At 68.5% G+C, this 14,447-nt stretch carries 14 protein-coding genes; 6 read left to right on the forward strand and 8 right to left on the reverse strand.

From position 1 onward, the window contains the following. Positions 1-31 precede the first annotated feature (31 nt). On the reverse strand, positions 32-391 hold the full coding sequence (locus tag ACYVO6_RS21845) for an NADH-quinone oxidoreductase subunit A (RefSeq protein WP_003974383.1): 360 nt from the start codon (positions 389-391) through the stop codon (positions 32-34). 812 nt (positions 392-1,203) lie between these two features. Here ACYVO6_RS21845 and ACYVO6_RS21850 point away from each other — a divergent pair. After that, positions 1,204-2,046: a C40 family peptidase gene (locus tag ACYVO6_RS21850; protein WP_461063542.1), complete on the forward strand. Its 843-nt coding sequence runs from the start codon at positions 1,204-1,206 to the stop codon at positions 2,044-2,046. A 91-nt stretch (positions 2,047-2,137) separates the two neighbouring features. Here ACYVO6_RS21850 and ACYVO6_RS21855 read toward each other — a convergent pair whose 3' ends face one another. Beyond that, complete coding sequence (locus tag ACYVO6_RS21855; RefSeq protein WP_461063544.1) at positions 2,138-3,442, reverse strand: geranylgeranyl reductase family protein; 1,305 nt, start codon at positions 3,440-3,442, stop codon at positions 2,138-2,140. 98 nt (positions 3,443-3,540) lie between these two features. On the opposite strand from ACYVO6_RS21855, the gene ACYVO6_RS21860 reads away from it, so the two are divergent. Continuing rightward, positions 3,541-4,047 carry a GNAT family N-acetyltransferase gene (locus ACYVO6_RS21860; protein WP_461063546.1) on the forward strand — a complete coding sequence of 169 codons (507 nt, stop codon included), beginning with the start codon at positions 3,541-3,543 and terminating at the stop codon, positions 4,045-4,047. Between the two features lie 132 nt (positions 4,048-4,179). Beyond that, positions 4,180-4,518 carry a PASTA domain-containing protein gene (locus ACYVO6_RS21865; protein ID WP_461063548.1) on the forward strand — a complete coding sequence of 113 codons (339 nt, stop codon included), beginning with the start codon at positions 4,180-4,182 and terminating at the stop codon, positions 4,516-4,518. 22 nt (positions 4,519-4,540) lie between these two features. Here the strand turns inward: ACYVO6_RS21865 and ACYVO6_RS21870 are convergent, their stop codons facing one another. Next, positions 4,541-5,236 (reverse strand): demethylmenaquinone methyltransferase, encoded by a 696-nt coding sequence (locus ACYVO6_RS21870; RefSeq protein WP_461063550.1) that lies wholly within the window; start codon positions 5,234-5,236, stop codon positions 4,541-4,543. Positions 5,237-5,465: 229 nt separating this feature from the next. Between ACYVO6_RS21870 and ACYVO6_RS21875 the strand changes: the two genes are divergently transcribed. Further along, on the forward strand, positions 5,466-6,533 hold the full coding sequence (locus ACYVO6_RS21875; RefSeq protein ID WP_461063552.1) for a chitinase: 1,068 nt from the start codon (positions 5,466-5,468) through the stop codon (positions 6,531-6,533). Between the two features lie 3 nt (positions 6,534-6,536). On the opposite strand, the gene ACYVO6_RS21880 is transcribed toward ACYVO6_RS21875, so the two are convergent. The 5 genes from ACYVO6_RS21880 to ACYVO6_RS21900 all read right to left on the reverse strand — a co-directional run bounded on the left by ACYVO6_RS21880 (position 6,537) and on the right by ACYVO6_RS21900 (position 13,029). After that, entirely contained in the window at positions 6,537-6,989 is a 453-nt protein-coding gene (locus tag ACYVO6_RS21880) for an imidazolonepropionase-like domain-containing protein (RefSeq protein ID WP_461063554.1), read from the reverse strand. Positions 6,990-6,996: 7 nt separating this feature from the next. Continuing rightward, complete coding sequence (gene mqnC, locus ACYVO6_RS21885) at positions 6,997-8,196, reverse strand: cyclic dehypoxanthinyl futalosine synthase (protein WP_461063556.1); 1,200 nt, start codon at positions 8,194-8,196, stop codon at positions 6,997-6,999. Between the two features lie 70 nt (positions 8,197-8,266). Next, the gene (locus ACYVO6_RS21890) at positions 8,267-8,983 is read right to left on the reverse strand and encodes a prepilin peptidase (RefSeq protein ID WP_461063558.1); all 717 of its coding nucleotides are present in this window, start codon (positions 8,981-8,983) and stop codon (positions 8,267-8,269) included. Positions 8,984-9,094: 111 nt separating this feature from the next. Then, positions 9,095-12,079, reverse strand: coding sequence for a BTAD domain-containing putative transcriptional regulator (locus ACYVO6_RS21895; RefSeq protein WP_461063560.1), 2,985 nt, complete (start codon positions 12,077-12,079; stop codon positions 9,095-9,097). Between the two features lie 524 nt (positions 12,080-12,603). Further along, positions 12,604-13,029, reverse strand: a complete 426-nt coding sequence (locus tag ACYVO6_RS21900; RefSeq protein ID WP_461063562.1) for an ATP-binding protein — start codon at positions 13,027-13,029, stop codon at positions 12,604-12,606. Positions 13,030-13,269: 240 nt separating this feature from the next. Between ACYVO6_RS21900 and ACYVO6_RS21905 the strand changes: the two genes are divergently transcribed. Both ACYVO6_RS21905 and ACYVO6_RS21910 read left to right on the forward strand, forming a co-directional pair. Next, a complete protein-coding gene (locus ACYVO6_RS21905) occupies positions 13,270-14,121 on the forward strand; it encodes a helix-turn-helix domain-containing protein (protein WP_461063564.1) in 852 nt (283 codons plus the stop codon). Positions 14,122-14,128: 7 nt separating this feature from the next. Beyond that, positions 14,129-14,335, forward strand: coding sequence for a DUF397 domain-containing protein (locus ACYVO6_RS21910; RefSeq protein WP_461063566.1), 207 nt, complete (start codon positions 14,129-14,131; stop codon positions 14,333-14,335). The last annotated feature ends 112 nt before the right edge of the window (positions 14,336-14,447 follow it).

The following is a 14,447-nucleotide window of genomic DNA, read 5'->3' on the forward strand; positions in this document are numbered from 1 at the left end:
CTCAGTGGCTCCTCTGTCGCCTATCCGGGGTTCAGTCCCATTCCAGGCCGCCGCGCCGCCATACGTACGCGTACGCGACGAAGACGGTGAGCACGAAGAGCAGCATCTCCACGAGCCCGAATATCCCAAGGGCGTCGAAGGTGACGGCCCAGGGATAGAGGAAGACGATCTCGATATCGAAAATGATGAAGAGCATCGCTGTCAGGTAGTACTTGATGGGGAACCGCCCGCCGCCGGCCGGCGTCGGGGTCGGCTCGATACCGCACTCGTAGGCCTCGAGCTTGGCCCGGTTGTACCGCTTTGGACCGATAAGCGTGGCCATGACCACGGAGAAGATCGCAAAGCCTGCCCCGAGGGCTCCCAGTACGAGGATGGGCGCATACGCGTTCACCGCTCCTCGCTCCTCTCAGTCGGCATTGACTGCTTGCGGGGGTCCCCCCGGCCGGAGGCTGGGGAGGTTCGTCGGACTTCACCCGCCCCACGAAGCTCACAGGCTCCGTCAGCTTCCCGAGACTCACAAGCCCCGTGCGGCTTCACGAAGATCGCGTACATGTGAAGCAGGTCACAAGCCCAACTGCCACGCATCTTATGCCCGCCGGTCTGTGATCTGCGACACGGGGTACGACAACGTCTTTGTGATCTCCACCACCTGGCGATCGATCATGAAGTCGGAGACGTACCGACCTTCGCTCAGGGGGCGCCCGAGTGATCACCAGAAGTGACAATTTCGCTCGTTAACGCAGGTCCAGCAGTGCTGGCCACTATCAAGAGGCGGCGACCGCAGGCAAATTGGCGCTGGACATCGCCGCTTGGTAAAGGAACTCATTCACACTTCGGGGGAGTTGGGTCACCGGTGTGGACGGACGCGAGCGCGTGCATCCGTTCACGAGCGGAACACGAACTCGATATCCGACTGAGACACAGGAGTCGTCGCGGATCCGGCTGACGCTCGCGACGCATCCGCCGCGGCGGCCGTTCCGTGACCTGTGTCACATTCGAAACCGGGCCACGCAAACAGGGCTTGGCCATCGGTCTCAACGAGTGGTAGGCGGCGGACAATTCGGACGTAATGCGAAAAGGCCTTGTTCACAGCCCCGATGAACGGTGTCCGCTATGCCCGATACGGCGTCAATAAAGAATGTCACGCCAGGGATTCGGGCGGCCCATTGAACAACTGTGGCGCACCACACGTTTCTTGAAGATATGGAGGAGCCCCTGATACCGGTTGGACTCATGTCCCACACCGCTCACATACGCAGCCACCGGAAACCCCGGCCTCGCAGCAGTTCGACGCTCGCGATGCGCGCCGGAGTTGCCGGTGGCGTTCTCAGCACCCTGGCAGTGGGGGCTGCGGCCGGATCGGCGAACGCGGCCGAGCCCGTGACCCAGACGATCGAACTGCCCACGCTCACGGCGGACCTGTCCGCCACCGTGGCCGAGTCCGCGGCTGCCACCCAGCAGGCCGCGGCCGACTACGAGCTGCTGGCCGAGCGTGACGCGGCCGCCGCCAAGGCGGCCAAGCAGGCCAAGGCCGACCTCGCCGAGGCGAAGAAGAAGGCGGAGGCCAAGAAGAAGGCCGAGGCCGAGCGCAAGGCCGCCGCGGAGGCCGCCGCCTCGCGGTCCGCCGAGCGGACCACCCTGAACACCTCCGCGCCCTCGAGCTCCGAGACCGATGTCCCGGCCCCGGCGAGCGGCAGCGTCGGTACGGTCATCAACTTCCTCAAGGCACAGGTCGGCGACGCCTACGTCATGGGCGCCATGGGTCCCAACTCCTGGGACTGCTCCAGCCTGGTCCAGGCCGCGTTCAATCAGGTCGGCGTCGACCTGCCACGCATCTCGCAGGAGCAGTCGACGGTCGGGACCGATGTCCCGCTGTCCGACATCCAGGTCGGCGACATCCTGTACTGGGGCGGCAAGGGCTCGGCCTACCACACGGGTGTCTACATCGGAGGGGGCGAGTACCTGGACGCCGCGAACCCCAGCAAGGGCGTCGTCATCCAGAAACTGTCGGGCTACCCGGCGAGCGGCGCTGTGCGCGTCCTCTGACCCTCCGGTCACGCTGCTGAAGGGCCGCCTCCCCAGCGGGGGAAGCGGCCCTTAGGTGCGCGCTCAGGCGGCTTCTCAGCCGGCCTCAGAGTTACGCCTTCGGGGCCACCTTGCTCAGCCCGTTGATGATGCGGTCCATCGCGTCGCCGCCCGTCGGGTCGGTCAGGTTGGCAAGCATCTTCAGCGTGAACTTCATCAGCACGGGGTGCGTCAGGCCGCGCTGCGTCGCGATCTTCATGACCTTCGGGTTGCCGATGAGCTTCACGAAGGCGCGCCCGAGGTTGTAGTAGCCGCCGTAGGTGTCCTTGAGGACCTTCGGGTAGCGCTGGAGGGCGAGTTCGCGCTGGGCGGGCGTCGACCGGGCGTGCGCCTGGACGATGACGTCGGCGGCGATCTGGCCGGACTCCATGGCGTATGCGATGCCCTCGCCGTTGAAGGGGTTCACCATGCCGCCCGCGTCGCCGACGAGCAACAGGCCCTTCGTGTAGTGCGGTTGGCGGTTGAAGGCCATGGGCAGGGCCGCGCCGCGGATCGGGATCGTCATGTTGTCCGGGGTGTAGCCCCAGTCCTCCGGCATCGAGGCGCACCAGGCCTTCAGGACCTCACGCCAGTCCAGCTCCTTGAAGGAGCTGGAGGTGTTCAGCACCCCGAGCCCCACATTGCTCGTACCGTCGCCCATGCCGAAGATCCAGCCGTAGCCGGGCAGCAGCCGGTCCTCGCCCGGTCCACGCCGGTCCCACAGCTCCAGCCAGGACTCCAGGTAGTCGTCCTCGTGGCGCGGGGACGTGAAGTACGTACGCACCGCGACGCCCATCGGCCGGTCGTCGCGGCGGTGCAGGCCCATGGCCAGGGAGAGCCGGGTCGAGTTGCCGTCGGCCGCCACGACCAACGGCGCGTGGAAGGTGACCTCGCGCTTCTCCCCCGAGTCGGCGTCGCCGAGCTTCGCGTGTACGCCCGTGATGCGGCCCGTGCGGTCGTCGACGATCGGGGCGCCCACATTGCAGCGCTCGTGCAGCCGCGCGCCCGCCTTCTGCGCCTGCCGCGCCAGCTGCTCGTCGAAGTCGTCCCGCTTTCGTACGAGTCCGTAGTCGGGGTAGGCGGCGAGATCCGGCCAGTCCAGCTGGAGGCGGACGCCGCCGCCGATGATGCGGAGGCCCTTGTTCCGGAGCCAGCCCGCCTCCTCGGAGATGTCGATGCCCATCGAGACGAGTTGCTTGGTCGCGCGGGGCGTCAGCCCGTCGCCGCAGACCTTTTCGCGCGGAAATGCGGTCTTCTCAAGCAGCAGGACGTCGAGTCCGGCCTTCGCGAGGTAGTACGCGGTGGTGGAACCGGCTGGCCCGGCCCCGACGACGATCACATCGGCGGTGTGTTCGGAGAGGGGCTGGGGCTCGGTCACGGTGGGGTCTCCCCAAGACTCGAAATCAACGTGCCGACGGGCACTGGACATGGGCAGTCTATTCAGCGGTACTGATCACCCTGCTGAAGGGCTGCCCCATGAACCGACCTTCCCCCGTGGTACGGCTGCGCGTCCCCACCGAAGAGGACGCCTTCGCCTGGCACCGGGTGTTCGACGACCCGGACGTGATGGAGTTCCACGGCGGAAAGTCGGCCGAGCTGTCCGTCTACGAGGAGTTGACCGCGCGGCAGCGCCGGCACGACGCCGAGTACGGCTTCTGCTTCTGGACGATGCTGGACGAGAAGGGCGACGTCATCGGCTTCACGGGCGCCCAGCCGTGGCCGCACGACTGGGGTCCCAAGGGCGAGATCGAGATCGGGTGGCGGCTCGGACGAGCGTACTGGGGCAAGGGATACGTGACGGCTGCCGCGTGGAGCACGCTCGACCGACTGCGGGCGGCGGACGTCACCACTGTGGTGGCGATGGTCAACTCCCGCAACGAACGCTCCATCGCGGTGACCAGACGCCTCGGCATGACCCTGACCGAGAGGTTCACCTCGCCGGCCTCGAAGCAGACGGGCCACTGCTACCGGCTGGACCTCTGAGCCCTCTGAGCCGGTGACGCCTGCCGGGTCGGCCTCCACGGCCAGGTGGCCGGGTGGCCGGGTGACGCCTTGCCGGCGGCGCCCGGCTTCCGGCAGCGGGCGGCAGGGCTTACTCTTCCGGTACCGCTGGGGGTGACGTCTGTGCGCAAACCACCCGATGTGCGTGTGCCGCGGCTCGTCGGTCTGATGGCCGTGGACGCGCGTGAGACGGCCGAGGCACGTGGTGTGCTGCTCGCCGCGCCCGACCGGCCCGACTTCCATCTGACCGTCGTCGACTACGTCGTACGCCAGTACCCGCTGCCCGGCACCGAGGTGCCACACGGTGCCGTCGTCACCGTGTGGTTCGACTTCGGCGAGGGAGAGGGCGGCGGGGGCGCGGGGGTGCGGGAGCCGCGGCTGCCGCATCCGCCGTCGGGCGGGCTGTACCGCGAACTCGACGAACCGGGCGACCCGTTCGAGGTTCTGAGGTGAACCGAGCCGGGCCCCGTAGGAGTCAGGCCTGCTTGAAGCCCCGGTGCAGCGTCACGATCCCGCCCGTGAGGTTGCGCCACGCCACCTTCGACCAGCCGGCCTTGCGCAGGCGCTCGGCCAGCGCGGGCTGGTCGGGCCAGGCGCGGATGGACTCGGCGAGATAGACGTACGCGTCGGGGTTGGAGGACACCGCTCTCGCGACCGGCGGCAGCGCGCGCATCAGGTACTCCGTGTACACGGTGCGGAAGGGCGCCCAAGTGGGGTGCGAGAACTCGCAGATGACCACGCGCCCGCCCGGCCTGGTGACCCGGTACAGCTCGCGCAGGGCCGCGTCCGTGTCCTGGACGTTGCGCAGGCCGAAGGAGATCGTCACCGCGTCGAAGGTGTCGTCCTTGAAGGGCAGCCTCGTCGCGTCGCCCGCCGTCAGCGGCAGCCAGGGGTGGTTCCTCTTGCCGACCTTGAGCATCCCGAGCGAGAAGTCGCACGGCACGACGTACGCTCCCGTCCGCACGAAGGGCAGCGACGACGTGGCCGTACCCGCCGCCAGGTCCAGCACCTTCTGCGCGGGCCGCGCGTCCACCGCCCTCGCGACCTCCTTGCGCCAGCGCCGGTCCTGGCCGAGCGACAGCACGTCGTTCGTCAGGTCGTACCGTTCCGCCACGTCGTCGAACATCGAGGCGACTTCGTGCGGCTGCTTGTTCAGGGAGGCGCGGGTCACGGGCCCATTGTGGCAGCCGAGAGCAGAGCGGGGACGCCCGGCCTGACCGGCCGGGCCTGGATCGACGCCGAGCGCCCCGAGAGCCCCCGACTCCGCGAGGCACCTGTGCAGTCCCTGTGAGAGTCCGCGTTGTCTTCGTGAAGCCCGGCCGTTTTTGAGACGTTGCCCGTTCCCCGAACGTACGTCACGAGAGATCCCCGACGTACGTCACAAGAGAGGTGCATGTGCAATGAGGAGTCTCCTGAAACCGGCTGCCGGGCTTGTCTTCGCGACCGCGCTGACCTGCACCGGGTGCTCCTCGGACCCGTCCCCCTCGCAGGCGGCCCCCGCACTTCCGAGAACGCCCGTCCCCTCCACGGAGACCTCGCCGGATACGCCGTCACAGTCGCCGTCGGAGACGTCCTTACCGAGTCCCTTACCGATTCCCGCGTACGCCCCGTACGTCAGCGCCACCGCGGCCTCCGGCAACGAATCGGCGGGCTCCCCGTCGGCGTACAACCTGGCCTTCGTGATCGCGGGCCGCGGCGGCTGCACGCCGACGTGGGGCGAGTACGGCATCGGCAAGGCGTCGGTGAAGTCCAGGATCTCGGCGCTGAAGTCGTCCGGAGGAAACGTGCGGGTCTCCTTCGGCGGAGCCTCCGGCAAGGAGCTCGCGACGACCTGCAAGAGCGTCTCCAAGTTGGCCAGTGCCTACGCGACCGCGCTCGACGCCGCCGGTGCGACGGAGGCCGACTTCGACATCGAGGGCCCGCCGTTGTCCGACTCCAAGTCGGTGGCGCTGCGCTCCAAGGCCATCGCCCTGCTCCAGAAGCAGCGCCCCGAGGTCCGGGTGTCCTTCACGCTGCCCGTGATGCCGCACGGCCTGAACAAGGACAGCCGGGCCGTGCTGAAGTCCGCGAAAGCCGGCGGCGTGAGGGTCTCCACGGTCAACATCATGACGATGAACTACGGCAGTTCGTTCGACGATGACATGGGCACCTACGCGATCAAGGCGGCCAAGGCGACCCACGGCCAGCTCAAGAAGATCTTCGGCCTCTCGTCCGAGGCCGCCTGGAAGGGCCTCGCCCTCACCCCGATGATCGGCGTCAACGACGTCGACAACGAGACGTTCACGCTGTCCGACGCGGCCCAAGTCCGGTCGTTCGCCGAGGAGAAGGACGTCGCGTGGGTGTCGATGTGGGCGGCGGCCCGTGACCGGCAGTGCGCGCGCGGCAAGGCGAAGGCGAACGTCGCGCGGACCGACTGCAGCGGGATCAAGCAGCGTTCGGGCGCGTTCGCGGAGGCGTTCTCGGGCTGACCGCTATCTGCGGCGGTGCACTAGGCGGCCCGCGCAGACGGTCGCGAGACAGGCGCCGGTCTCGTCGAAGACGGCGAGGTCGGCGCGCCCGGTCTGGAGGATCGCGGGCCGTCGCGCCGCGCTCGCGAGCACGACGACGTCGTTACGCTCGGCGGCGGCCCGAAGCTCGGCCGTACCGGCGTACTCCTCCAGAACCGCCACCGCCCCGAGCTTCAGCACCGCATGCACCCGTTCCCGAGGCGTCGGCGCCTCGGGCAGCGGCCCCTCGTGGACGAGTGCGGGCCCGAGAACCCCGGGCCACCGCCGTACGCGAGCGCCCGGGAAGCGTTCCTGGAGGTCCGCGAGCGAACCCGTCGCGGCGACCCGAATCCCTTCCACTACGACGGCTCCGTCCTTGACCGGGGCAGGGTCGTCCCAAGTGTGGCGGAGCTCATCCGCGGCGTGAATCGTCAGCACAGGAAAGCTAGTTGGAGGCGAGAAGCTTCAACTCGGGGTGCGCCGTCCCACCCGCGATCGCCGTCGACGAGATATGCGACTGGACCCGCTCGTCGACGGGGTCGTTCGCCGGGTCGTCGTGGACGACGAGGTGCTCGTACGTCGTCGCGCGCTGGGCCGGGACGCGGCCCGCCTTGCGGATCAGGTCGATGATCTCCATGCGGTTGGAGCGATGCTTGGCACCGGCCGACGAGACGACGTTCTCCTCCAGCATGATCGAACCGAGGTCGTCCGCCCCGTAGTGCAGCGACAGCTGGCCGACCTCCTTACCGGTGGTGAGCCACGACCCCTGGATATGGGCGATGTTGTCCATGAACAGCCGCGCGATGGCGATCATGCGCAGGTACTCGAAGATCGTCGCCTGCGTACGCCCCTTGAGGTGGTTGTTCTCGGGCTGGTACGTGTACGGGATGAAGGCCCGGAAGCCGCCCGTCCGGTCCTGTACGTCGCGGATCATGCGCAGGTGCTCGATGCGCTCGGCGTTCGTCTCGCCCGTACCCATCAGCATCGTGGACGTGGACTCCACACCCAGCCGGTGGGCGGTCTCCATGATCTCCAGCCAGCGCTCACCGCTCTCCTTCAGCGGGGCGATCGCCTTGCGGGGCCGCGCGGGCAGCAGCTCGGCACCGGCACCGGCGAAGGAGTCGAGCCCGGCGGCGTGAATCCGCTGGATCGCCTCCTCGACGCTGACCTTGGAGATCCGCGCCATGTGCTCGACCTCCGAAGCCCCCAGGGAGTGGATGACGAGCTGCGGGTACGCGGCCTTGATCGCGGCGAAGTGCTCCTCGTAGTACTCGACGCCGTAGTCCGGGTGATGCCCGCCCTGGAACATGATCTGCGTACCGCCGAGCTCGACGGTCTCCGCACAGCGCCGCAGGATGTCGTCCAGATCGCGCGTCCAGCCCTTGTCGGTGGCCTTCGGCGGCGCGTAGAAGGCGCAGAACTTGCAGGCCGTGACGCATACGTTGGTGTAGTTGATGTTGCGCTCGATGATGTACGTCGCGATGTGTTCCGTACCGGCGTAACGGCGGCGGCGTACGGCATCGGCGGCGGCGCCCAGCGCGTGCAGCGGGGCGTCCCGGTAGAGGTCGAGCGCCTCCTCCGGGGTGATCCGCCCACCCTCGGCGGCACGGTCGAGGACGGACTGAAGGTCGGCCTTCTCGGTCACCGGGCGGTCCCTTTCGACAGGGTGTGGACGGACTGATCCAGCGTACGCCAGGCATGTGGATCACCCGACGTCAGGCCGCGTACGCCCCGATGAGGGTGCCGACGAAGGCACCGCCGATGAGGAAGGGACCGTACGGCACCGGAGTCTTGCGCCCGCCCCTGCGCGTAACGACGAGCCCGATCGCGTAGAACCCCGCCAGAAAAAACCCGGCGAAGGAACCGAGGATCAGTACCCCCCACCCGTACCAGCCGAGGGCGGCCCCCAGCCAGAGGCCGAGCTTCACATCCCCGAAGGCCACCCAGTTCGGATTGACGAGAAAGCAGACGAAGAACCACCCGGCGTACGCGAGAGCGCCCAACAGCGCGCGAGTCCAGTCGCCGTGGTTCTCGGGCACCAGCGCCACGATCCCCAACAGCCCCGGCACGGCGACGGCCAGCGGCAGATTCACCACGTCGGGCAACCGATGCACAGAGAAGTCGACCAGGGTGAGCAACACACCAAAGGGCGCGACCAACAGCCATACGCCCAGCTCAGGCCGGGTACCGGTGGCAGCGGCAAGAGCGGCACAGACCAGCGCGGTGACAACGACGACGAGCGGCGTACTGGGCCCATACCTCCGCCCCGCACACCAGGCCAACCCAACCCACCCGCTGATGCCGTGCCCATCCGGACACTGCGCCCGCCACTCCTCCTCGGGCTCGACGGAGAGCCGATAGGCGGCGCGGGGCACGAGTATCCCGGCGAGCCCGCCCCAGAGGGCGGCACCGAGGATCAACGCGAATTCCACGAAAAGCTCCTAGCCCTCGCCACCGCTGTGGGCAAGCGATCCGCTACCGCTGTGGGCATACGTTCCGCAGGGCGGAACGGGTGGGCACAGCCACAAGCTCCGGGCAACTTGTCACCCAACGGCCGCGACACCACTTCGCCAGGAGGGGAGCAACTCATCCAACAAGGCCTCAGTCCGAGGCGGCAGCCCCCGAGCCCCACTCCGAGACACCAGGTCCGCCGCAAGCCTCTGAAGCTGCGCTTCGTCCCCCGTGGCATGAGTGGCCCGAAGCAACTCATGCCACAACCGCTCATCGCCCGGCGCGGAGCCAAGCGCCGCGTTCAGCGCCTCAATGGCCTTCCCCGCCCGGTTCTTCTCAAGATGGAACGCAGACAACGCCAGCCCAATATCGGCGACGAGCAAGGGCAGTTGGGCATCGATGATCTCGTGCGTAAGCCACCCGTACCGCCCCGCGGGCCGCTCCGCCAGCAACGGCCCCCGCACCAACACCAACGCATCGGTCAGCAACCGCCCCCGCACAGCCCGGCTGTCGACCCCACGCCCCTGAGTCGCCTCGTGGTACAGCGACCGCAGCACATCCAGGTCGGACACCACCGACTTCGCGAGCTTGAGCCGTCCCGTCGAGTCGGTGCCAAGTCGCGGCGTACCGTCCGGATCATTGCCCAGCCAGGCCCGCAGCCGCTCGACCAGCGCGTCCCGCACATCCTCCGTGACCCCCCGGGGCCACAGCGCGGACGACAGCACCCGAGGGTGCACGCCCTCCCGGTGCAGCAGCAGCAAGGCCAGCGCCTCGTGCAGCAGCGGGCTGCGCTCACCGTCCGGCGTATCGAGGCCGATGATCTCGTACGGGCCGACGAGTCGCGCGTACACCGCCGGCCGCCCCTGCTCGCTGATGTCGACGAGGAACGGCGGGTCGGAGGCCGGACCGTTCTCCTCGCGATCGGGATCCGCCTCGACGAACAGCTCGACGACGGCGCGCTGTTGGGCCACCGGCAGCAGCTGCGCGTCGAGTTCGAGCCCGAGGAGCGGCGCGAGGAGCTTGCCCTCGCTGGTGATCTCCATCTCCCAGGCGGCGCCGGGCAGATCCCCCGACTCCGTACCGACGAGATAGCCGATGCCCAACCGGCTTGCGTCGGAGGCGAGTTCGGCGAGCTTGACGGCGTCCTCGGCGGACGGTTCGGCGGCGAGGAGTACGAGGTGCGGGGCCCAACGGGTGTGCTGCGCGGGCCCCGTACGCCCGGTGAGGACGGAGTCGTGCCCGGCCGCTCCCAGCGCCCCGCGTCGCTGCCGCGTCTCCGCCTCCATGGTCTCGACGAGCGCCTCGATGTCGTCGAGGTGGCGCAGCCGGTTGGGCGCGAGGGGCGTCAGGTCCTGCCCGAAGCCGACGAGGGTGATCGTCATGCGGTCGGACCACCCGTTGGTCGCCAACTCGGCGGCCACGGAGGCGAACACGCCCGCCCGGTCCTCCTCGCTGCCGCTCAGCGAGACGATGCCGGGCACGGACTCCAGGTTGAGCAGCAGCCGCGAGTCGTCCATCGTGCCGAGGCTGACGAGTCCGGGGTACGGGGCCGCCGTGTCGACGTCTTCGTACCGCTCGGCGTCGGCCCGCGCCAGCATCCAGAACGTCTGGTCCTGCCCGAGCTGCCACGGCACCGGCGGCCTCCCGGCAGGCTGCGCCAGTTGCAGGTGCAAATCTCCGTTGCTCATCCAGGCCGCGTACACGGTCGGCAACGGCCGCGACTCCTCCGCGAGCGCGGCGGCCAGCCCGCGCAGCGACCGGTCGAGAAGTCGTACGCCCTCGGGGTCGGCCCCCACGAGCAACGCGTCCTGCACATCGGCGGCCGTACCGGTGGGCGTCGGCGGCTCCATCATGCCGCGCCGCCCGCCGACGGCACCGAGGGCCGACTGCCACAGGGCCTGCCGGCGCCGGCGCCCGAGGGCACCGAGGAGCCCGGCGGCGAGGAGGGGCGCGCCGAGGAGGGCCTGCGGCAGTCCGAAGCCACCGTCGTCTCCGGCCTCGGCGGCGGGAGTGGCGTGCCCCTGCCCCTGCTGGCCTTGGCTTTGCTGGCCCTGGTCCGGGGCGGGCCGCTGTTCGGGAACGGTGATGTGAGCGGTGTCATGATCAACGGCCCCGCTGCCGCCCTGCTGCCCACTCCCCTGCTGCTGATGGTTGTCGCCCGTCCTGGAGTAGTCGGAGATCTGCTGCTGGACCTCCTTCGACACCTGCGGGGCCTCGTCGGGCATCTCGACGAGGTCGCCGCCGCGGGCGTCGCCGGGCATCTCCAGGATCCAGCCGGGCCGGATGAGGCTGGCCTCGGAGAGCTTCGAACCGTCGGGCTGCGCGCGGTCCTTGTTGAGCTGGTAGATCTCCTTGTACCGCCGCCCGTCCCCGAGATGCCGCTCGGCGATCTCCCAGAGGGAGTCGTGATGGCGGCCTTCCGGCGGCTGGATCCGGTAGTACTTCGTGTCGCCGCTGTCGGCGGTGCGCCCGCTCTCGGCGGCGTGCGCGGCGTTGGCCGCCTGCTCGGCCAGCGCGGCGGCGGCGCTGGAGGCGGCCTGTTCCTGCTGCCCCAGCAGGCCGGCGGGCGTCTGCTGCGCCGCGGCGACGGTCGGCCGCTGGTTCTCCTGCAACTGCTGCCCCAGCTGCGAGAGTCCGGGCGCAAAGCTGGCCGCGGTCGCACCGACCAGCAACAAAGCGGCGACGAGCTGCCGCGCGAGCAACTGGCTCGGCCCGGCACCGGGCACCCGGTTCGGCACCCCGACACCGGACAGGGCGGCCTTCATCTCCACAAGTACGCACGCGGTGAACTGAGCCCAGGCAAACCAGACGAGAACGGTCAGCACATTCAGAAACGTGCCGGCCGTGATCTCCTGCTGAAGCCAGTCCAGACTCGGCGTCCCGCTGGGCAGCGGCCACCCCATCTGCGTGGCCAGCGCCCCGGGCACCCCCACCAACAGAACAATCAGAGCGATAAAGGCAAAGAACGCCTTGATGAAATCCCCGAACGTGCGTCGCCGCCGAGGCAACGGCTGCGGCGTCCGATTCCGCGGACCCGGCGAACTGCCCGTCGAGCTGGAAGTGGTGCGTCGCGCCATGGCGGGTGTCCTGGTGTCGTGTGTGGAGGGAGGCGTGTGGGGGTGTAGTGAGCCTACTGAGATCTTAAGGAGGGTGTCGAAGGCCGGGCAGTGGGCGCCCGTTCTCTGACCACCCGATTCCGTACGACCCGCCCCCTAGGCCCGAGTTGTCCGGCCAGCAGTCGCCGCACCACATCCGAGATGTGAGCCACTTCGCAACTGTCACGCCACAGACCTCACGATCCCCACGCAATCCCCATCGCCGCTCGGATGGCGTCTGCTCCCCCTGCTGACTTCGTTCTCTGTTGCACACGCCAGAGACGCTTGACACAGGGGCAGTTCGCCCGTGGTCGGCCGCACCGCGCCCACCGCCGCCACGTTCGCCGCAACGACGGCGCTGCTACTCACCGCTTGCGGTGGGGGGGGGCGACGACGCGTCAGATGACATCAAGGGGGCGGATACGGGGTCGAGGAGTCCGTCCGCACATGAACGTCCAGGAAATCCAGTCGATCAACCGCTGACGCACTCCGCCGCGATCAACGCCCTACGCGGCCCGCAGGTGACACCACACGTACTTGCCCTTGTCGCCGCCACGTCTCAACGGATACCAGCCCCAGTCGTCGGCGCAGGCGCGGACGAGTTCGAGACCGCGGCCCGCCTCCGCGTCGACGGCGTACGCCAACTCCCGTGGAGGCGGCGGCGGTTCAGGGTCGGCATCCCAGGCTTCGATGCGCAGGACTCCGTTCCGCCAGTGCAGTCGCAGGGAGGCGGGCCCTTTCGTGTGTCGTACGGCGTTGGCCACGAGCTCGGTGACCAGCAGCTCGGCGACTTCGGTGAGCCGGATGAGTCCGTGGATGGTGAGGATCAGGCGCAAGGTGCGCCGGCAGACGGTGACCGCTCGGAGGTCGTGCGGGATGTGGAGCGTGTACTCCCAGGGTTCGTCCTTGGCTTCGTCCTTGGGTTTAGGCATGCGTGAACTCCGTTTGATGGAAGGGGAGTTGGAGAGAGGCGCGACGGTCGACGGGCGATGGCTCTGCCGCAGCCGTCACGGCATGACGGAGCGGTGCACTTTCGGAGCCCCGAGGTTCCGTTGCGTGTGCGACGCGTCACCGACAGTAGGGCCACAATTTGTGACGCCGCAAGTCGTTGCCGTAATCTGCCCCTCGAACGAGTCGCCGCTGCCCCACAGTTGAGGGGCAAGGAGGAAGCAATGCCGCGCAGGCGACAGCCCACCGCACGCCAAGAGCGCCTAGGCGCTGAACTGCGAAAACTGCGTGAGGCCGCAGGGCTCAAGGGACGCGAAGCCGCCGCCCTGCTGGGGACGGACTCGGCTCAGATGAGTCAGATCGAATTCGGCACAGCGGGCGTCAGCGAGGACCGCTTGCGACGCCTTGCAGCTCAATACGCCTGCACGGACGTAGAGTTGATCGAGGCTCTGGCCGCGATGGCGTCCGACCGGACGCGCGGCTGGTGGGAGGAATACCGAGGCCTGCTGCCCACGTCGTTCCTGGATCTGTCGGAGCTGGAGCACCACGCCACTTACTACTGGGATGTGAACTTCCTGCACATCCCCGGCCTTCTACAGACAGAGGACTACGCTCGCCGGATCCTCGGCCACAGGGTCCCTGAACTCCCCCACCCTGAGCTGGAGTTGCGCGTCAGCCACCGGATGGAACGAAAGGTCATCATCGAGGGCCCCACGCCCATCCCGTACGAAGCGGTGATCCACGAGGCGGCGTTGCGCATCAGGGTCGGCGACCGTGCTGCCGCACGAGCTCAGCTGGCCCACATTGTGGATCTCTCCGAAGCGGACCACATCACCGTGCGCGTCATCCCCTTCGACCTGGACGGTTTCGCCGGCGCCGACAGCACCATGGTGTACGTGGGTGGCGCGGTCCCCAAGCTGGATACGGTCGTACGCGACGCACCACACGGCACAGCCTTCATCGACTCCGAAGCCCAACTCGGCGCATTTCGAACACTCTTCCGTAGAATGGAGGCAGTGTCACTCGAACCCGAGCGGTCGCGTGACTTTATCGACAGGCTGGCGAAGGAATTGTGAGGCGCCCATGAGCATGCCCGACAACTGGCAGAAGTCGTCCTTCTCTGGCAGCGGTGACGGCAACGCCTGCGTCGAACTCGCCTCCACCCCCACCACCATCCACCTCCGCGAGAGCGACACCCCCGCCACCCAGCTCAAGACCTCCCCCACTCTCCTCGCTCACCTCCTTCACTCCATACGCGCCGGAGCCCTCGCTACTACGCCGTCGCCGTAACCGCAACGGGCCCCGGATCAGGCGGACGCTGTTGGCGAATTCCGGCGGTAGTGCGGGCGCATCGCCCGATGCTGCCGGACCCCGGGTATGCGGTCGCGGGGGGGGGGGGGGG

This window comes from Streptomyces pseudoechinosporeus (assembly GCF_054783935.1).